This is a genomic window from Bradyrhizobium sp., assembly GCF_049581145.1.
In the GTDB taxonomy this organism is placed as follows: Bacteria; Pseudomonadota; Alphaproteobacteria; order Rhizobiales; family Xanthobacteraceae; genus Bradyrhizobium.
This window is the reverse complement of sequence record NZ_JBAURI010000056.1, coordinates 1-5,416: the sequence shown is the minus strand read 5'-3', so window position 1 is coordinate 5,416 and position 5,416 is coordinate 1. Positions and strand designations below refer to the sequence as shown.

Genomic DNA, 5,416 nt, shown 5'->3' with positions numbered 1-5,416 from the left:
GTGTAGGACTCGTTGCGATAGTCAGTGAGCAGATTGTCGGCGACCATGTAGACGAGGTCGGCGCCATAGCAGAACGATTCGGCCGCAGCGTGTTCGGTGGCCTCGCCTTCGGGGCCGATGACGACTGCGGCAAGATCGACACTCAGCTTGTCGGCCAGCTTGCGGCCGGCGCCCATCAGTTCCCAGGAGACCGGATGGACCTGACCGCGCTCCTGCTCAATGAAGACCCAGACGTGCTTGTAGGCCTTGAAATGCTCAGGCAGCTCCTTCTTGGTCGAGGCGCGCCCGCCGGCGGCAGGTGTCTTGACGGGAGTCTTGGTGGCATTGCTCATGGGCTTCTCCCGTTCAAAATCCGCGCGCCGACACCGCGAGCTCGGCTTCGATGCTGGGCTGGCGCTTGAAGATGGCCTCGATCAGCGCCTCGGCCGGCTGATCGCCGACCTCCACGATCGTTGCCTTGTCGGTTCGCGCCGCCGGGGCAAAGACGCGCTTGACGATGGTCGGCGAGCCCCGCAGACCGCATTTCGAAATATCCTCGACGCCGGCATCCTGTGCGCTCCACTTCACGATGATGGCGCGCGCGGCGCGCAAGGCATCCGGCATCGCGCCGCGGCGAATCTGGTTGGTCGCTTCCAGCATCGTGATCAGACAGGGTAACTTGGTGCGCAGCACCTGCACACCGCCCTCGGAGCGCCGCTCCGCCTCGACTGTCCGTTCCGTCAGGTCCAGCGCGCTGACCTTGGCCACATAAGTCAGCTGCAGCAGGCCGAGACGTTTGGCGACGCCGGGCCCGACCTGCGCGGTGTCGCCGTCGATTGTCTGCTTGCCGGTAAAGACCAGGTCGGGGGCGCCGAATTCGGTGCCGATCTTCCGGATCGCGGTCGCAAGCGCATAGGTCGTCGCCAGCGTATCGGCGCCGGCAAAGAAGCGATCGGTGAGCAGGACCGCGCGATCGGCGCCAAAGGTCAGCGCCTTGCGCAGACTGTCCTCTGCCGAGGGCGGCCCCATGGTCAGCACGGTGACTTCACCGCCGAACTTGTCGCGCAGCTCCAGCGCGGCTTCGAGCGCGAACAGGTCATAGGGGTTGATGATGGTCGGCACCCCCTGCCGCATGATGGTATTGGTCACGGGATGAACGCGGATCTGCGCGGAGTCCGGAACCTGCTTGATGCAGACAACGATATGCATGCGCCTCTCCAAATCTTCGACCGATCTGTCGGAGAGGAGAACAGCAAGTGCCGTACCAAGTGCCGGCCGGCGTAAAATAAGTCGCGAATACAAAGGCTTGGGAGAAGCCGCAAAAGGCGTTGAACCGTTCCCCACGAGACAATCCCGACACACGTCGGAAATGCGACAGCGCCTGATCGGCCAGGCGAAAGCACCGGCTTGCGATCCGGCCGAGCAGCGCACGCGACAAAGCGGGCCGACTCTCGGTCGACCCGCCCTGCAAACGCGCGAGCTGAGTTATTTGATGCTGCTGAGCGGCACAAAGGCTGCCGCCGGCTTCTGGGCCGGAGCGACCGCGTCCTTCAGAACCTTGAAGACGCGCTGATCGATCGGCGATGATTTGACGAAATCGGCATAGGCCTTCTCGAGCACCGACTTACAGCGCTCCGCCACGGCCGCATCGGCGGTGCCGGCGAAGTCCTCGCCCGCGAGATATTGTCCCATGCGCCGCAGAATGTGCAGCCGCGCCACATTGACGACCTTGGCGTCATACTCGACGCCGAGCAGCGCGAAGAACTCTTCCGCCGCCGATGCCTTCTGCAGGCGGTCGAGAATGCCGCTTGGATCGGCTTGCAGAGCTTGAGGGTCGGCCATCGCATTCTCCTTCAGGGTTGAGCCACGTGGCTGGCAGGCTCGGTTGCCGTCTGCTCGTCTCGCACCGCTCCGCCTCCGTCGCGCACACGTCTCTGCAAATGCGCGAGGCGGGCTTCGAGAAATTCGACCCGGTCCAGCAAGACCTCGATGGCGTCGCCGACCGGATCGGGCATCAGATGATGATCGAGATCGATATGGCCGACGACCCGGCGATGGCTGAGCTGCGGCCGCACCACCCTGGCCGGGATGCCGACCACAGTGACGTCGGGCGGAACGTTCTCGATCACCACCGAATTGGCACCGATGCGCGATCCGCTTCCCACCGTGATCGGCCCGAGGATCTTCGCGCCGGCGCCGACCACCACGCCATTTTCCAACGTCGGATGGCGCTTACCGGGCGACCACGATACGCCGCCAAGCGTCACGCCGTGATACAGCGTCACGTCGTCGCCGACCTCGGCGGTCTCGCCGATGACGACGCAGGCGCCGTGATCGATGAAGAACCGGTGTCCGATGCGGGCACCCGGATGAATGTCGACATTGGACAGAAAGCGGCCGAACCACGACAACAGCCGTGCCGGAAAGCGCCAGCCGGCCGTCCACAGCCGATGCGCGGCGCGATGCCAGATCAGCGCGTGAATGCCGGGATAAGTCAGCAACGTCTCGAACCGGCTGCGCGCCGCGGGATCGCGCAGGCGAACGCAGCCGACGTCCTCCTTGATCAGCCAGAGCAGCGAGGGCTTGGAGGAAGCTGCGGAGACGCGCTCGACGGCAGGGATATCGGCTATGCCCGACATGATGGTCTCACGCGCAGTTGGCAAGCGATCGCTCACGGACTTCGCACCAGATGGCGCGCACCGTCTCGCGCATTACCGGCCCCTTGTTTTCGACGGCATATTTGCGCACCTGCAGCAAGATCCGTCTCGCCTCGTCGGCGCTGAACGACAGTTGCAGCTCCGACAATAGCGACGTGATCGCGGAGAGGCCGGAATGCTTGCCTATCACGATCCGGTTGGAACGGCCGAACAATCGCGGATCGAGCGACTGGTAGGTGCGCTGGTCCTTCAACAACCCGTCGACGTGAATACCGGACTCGTGCGTGAAGACGTGCTCGCCGACGATCGCCTTGTTGAGCGGGATCGCGCGCGAGGCGGCCCTCGCCACCACCTCGGCGACATTTTCGAGCTCGGACAACACGATGCCGGTGTCCCGGCCATAAAGCTGCTTCAGCGCGACGGCGACCTCCTCGAGCGGCGCATTGCCGGCGCGCTCGCCAAGGCCGATCACGGTGACCGACGCATGGGACGCGCCGGCCTTGATCGCCGCGAGGGTGTTTGCGGTCGCCAGCCCGAGGTCATCGTGCCCGTGAAATTCGAGTTCGAGATCGGTGGTGGCGCGAAGCCGCGCCATCAGCGCGTGGGAAGCGTCCGGATCGAGCACGCTGAGCGTGTCGGCGATGCGAAACCGCCGGGCGCCCGCGGCCCTCGCGGTTGCGATCAATTCGATGAGAAAATCGGCATCGGCGCGCGAGGAATCCTCGCCACCGACCGCGACCGCCAATCCCTTGTCGCGCGCATAGCCGACCACCCGCTTGACCTGCTCCAGCGCAGCCGCGCGGCCGCCGCCGCCGAGCTTCGCGGCCATCTGCACGTCGGAGCACGGGATCGAGACGTTGACCATGGACACGCCAGCCGACATCGCCGCATCGACATCCTCGCGCCGCATCCGGCACCAGCCGATCGCCGTCAGCGGCAGTCCGGCTTCGACGATGGCGCGGATGGCGGTGACCTCCTCGTGCCCCATCGCGGGCGTTCCGGCTTCGATTTCGGTCACGCCGGCTCGCGCCAGCGCGCGGGCAATCGCAACCTTCTCTTCGGTCGTGAAGGCCACACCGGGTGCCTGCTCGCCGTCGCGCAACGTCGTGTCATTCAGGACGATCGGTCTTGATCGCGCTGGGTCGGATGGAGCGGGGGCGAGGGCGGTCATGGGGACTCCCGTGTCAGTGCTTGCACTTCACCTTGAGCAACCCGCGTGCCACGCCCATAATCATCTAAGCATATGATAATATGTATCTTTTTTAGCCTGCTGGAATTGTCGCAATCAGGACAGCGTCGTAAACGCGACACAGATCCGAACGGGTCAGCTCTGCTTGCGACGCAGATGCACGATGACGTCGACCCGGGAGATCTCATGGCCCGGCAATGGCTCGGGCACGTGTTCCAGCAACACGCCGGGCTCGGGGACATCGAAGAGAACGTCCTCGCCGTCGACGAAGAAATGCGGATGCACGCTGGTATTCGTGTCGAAAAACGAGCGCGATCCATCAGGGCCGATCCGGCGCAACAGGCCCGCCTGGGTGAACTGGTTCAGGGTATTGTAGACGGTAGCCTGCGAGACATGAATGCCAGCCGCGAGAGCTTCCGTATAAAGCATGTCCGCCGTGACATGACGGTCGCCCTTCGCAAACATCAGCTGGCCCAGCATCAGCCGCTGCCGCGTCGGCCGCAGGCCGGCCCCGCGCAAGAGATCGGTACAGCGATCCTCGGAATAGTCGGCGCAAGCGGCCTCAAACCCGAACCCGGATTGCGTCTCAGCGTCGAGCCGGAAAAACTCGACGGCGGCGTCTGGGGTGGGACTGATCAGCGTATCCATCACGACTCGTCCGTCGATGCACCGGCGGTGGCGGGAAGCAACTCAGCCTGCAGCAGGAATTCGCGGCGCCGCTCCGCCATCCGGCTCTCGCCGCTCTCATCCCCGAAACACAATTCGAAGTCATTGCATTGCGTGCATACCGGGGTGGTACACATGACAAAGCCGTCGTCCTCGCACAGCATACGATAGAAGAAGCGCTTCCAACGCATGTTCTTGGTATTGCGCACGGCGAGCGGACCGAAGTGGCGGCTCAGCAGACGGGACAGCTCGGAGCGATCTCGCAAACCGAGGTCTTCCCAGAGATGATTCGGCTCCATCGCGCGGCGCGCGACCATCGCGGCCAGCCATTGACCGACGTCGCCCACGCTCGAACGCTGCGCGAGCAGAAGCTCGCGAACCATGGCGGCCTCGTCATCCTCGGCCGCCGCAACCGGCTGGCACCAGTCGCCAAGATTCCGTCGCCCGCTCGGAAAGCATTCGGACACCAGTGCCGCGAGGTCGGAAACGGCCAAGCCGGCGCGTTCGGCGAGTCCCTCGTCGCTCATCGCGCCGTTCGTTGCGCAGTCCATCGCCGCGACCGCGAGGATCGATGCCAGCACGTGCCGGTCGAAATCGGTGTTGTCTTCGATAATGGCCTCGGCCGGGTCACAGCCCGTCAGCAGGCGATAGGTCGCAATCCCGATATGGGCATCGTCATTGCAGTCGGAGTCATTGCAGTCGGAGTCATGGCAGTCGGAGTCATGGCAGTCGGACATGGCCAGCGAGGGCGAACGCGGCGCGATGGAAGGACCTGCTCTATCCGCTGTGATCACGCTCTGCTCCCAAGTCTCTCGACGGACTGAGGTCATCGACAGTGATGCCGGCCTCCCCGATGGGGATGAGGAGGCCGGCACCGGTGCTGGTTACGCTGACATGGCGGCGAGTTCGGCCGCGGTCTTGCCGA

7 protein-coding genes and 1 pseudogene are annotated in these 5,416 nt (G+C 64.4%); 1 reads left to right on the top strand and 7 read right to left on the bottom strand.

Going from position 1 to position 5,416, the window contains the following annotated elements; translation table 11 throughout:
• The 7 genes and pseudogenes from WCB02_RS01640 to WCB02_RS01610 form a co-directional block, all read right to left on the bottom strand.
• Nucleotides 1–332: pseudogene (locus tag WCB02_RS01640) on the bottom strand (electron transfer flavoprotein subunit alpha); the annotation flags it as partial.
• A gap of 13 nt (nucleotides 333–345) precedes the next feature.
• Nucleotides 346–1,188 (bottom strand): electron transfer flavoprotein subunit beta/FixA family protein, encoded by an 843-nt coding sequence (locus WCB02_RS01635; protein WP_423955638.1) that lies wholly within the window; start codon nucleotides 1,186–1,188, stop codon nucleotides 346–348.
• A gap of 276 nt (nucleotides 1,189–1,464) precedes the next feature.
• A complete protein-coding gene (gene nifW, locus WCB02_RS01630; RefSeq protein ID WP_423955636.1) occupies nucleotides 1,465–1,821 on the bottom strand; it encodes a nitrogenase stabilizing/protective protein NifW in 357 nt (118 codons plus the stop codon).
• 11 nt (nucleotides 1,822–1,832) lie between these two features.
• A complete protein-coding gene (cysE, locus tag WCB02_RS01625) occupies nucleotides 1,833–2,618 on the bottom strand; it encodes a serine O-acetyltransferase (protein WP_423955641.1) in 786 nt (261 codons plus the stop codon).
• Nucleotides 2,619–2,625: 7 nt separating this feature from the next.
• Nucleotides 2,626–3,807 (bottom strand): homocitrate synthase, encoded by a 1,182-nt coding sequence (gene nifV, locus WCB02_RS01620; protein ID WP_423955634.1) that lies wholly within the window; start codon nucleotides 3,805–3,807, stop codon nucleotides 2,626–2,628.
• 153 nt (nucleotides 3,808–3,960) lie between these two features.
• Entirely contained in the window at nucleotides 3,961–4,473 is a 513-nt protein-coding gene (gene irr, locus WCB02_RS01615; protein ID WP_423955632.1) for a Fur family transcriptional regulator Irr, read from the bottom strand.
• Nucleotides 4,473–5,228 carry a nitrogen fixation protein NifQ gene (locus WCB02_RS01610; RefSeq protein ID WP_423955630.1) on the bottom strand — a complete coding sequence of 252 codons (756 nt, stop codon included), beginning with the start codon at nucleotides 5,226–5,228 and terminating at the stop codon, nucleotides 4,473–4,475. Before WCB02_RS01610 ends, irr begins: the two co-directional genes overlap by 1 nt.
• On the opposite strand from WCB02_RS01610, the gene WCB02_RS01605 reads away from it, so the two are divergent.
• The coding region (locus tag WCB02_RS01605; protein ID WP_423955628.1) for a hypothetical protein at nucleotides 5,227–5,416 on the top strand (190 nt) is incomplete at its 3' end. The two genes, WCB02_RS01610 and WCB02_RS01605, sit on opposite strands and share 2 nt — an antisense overlap.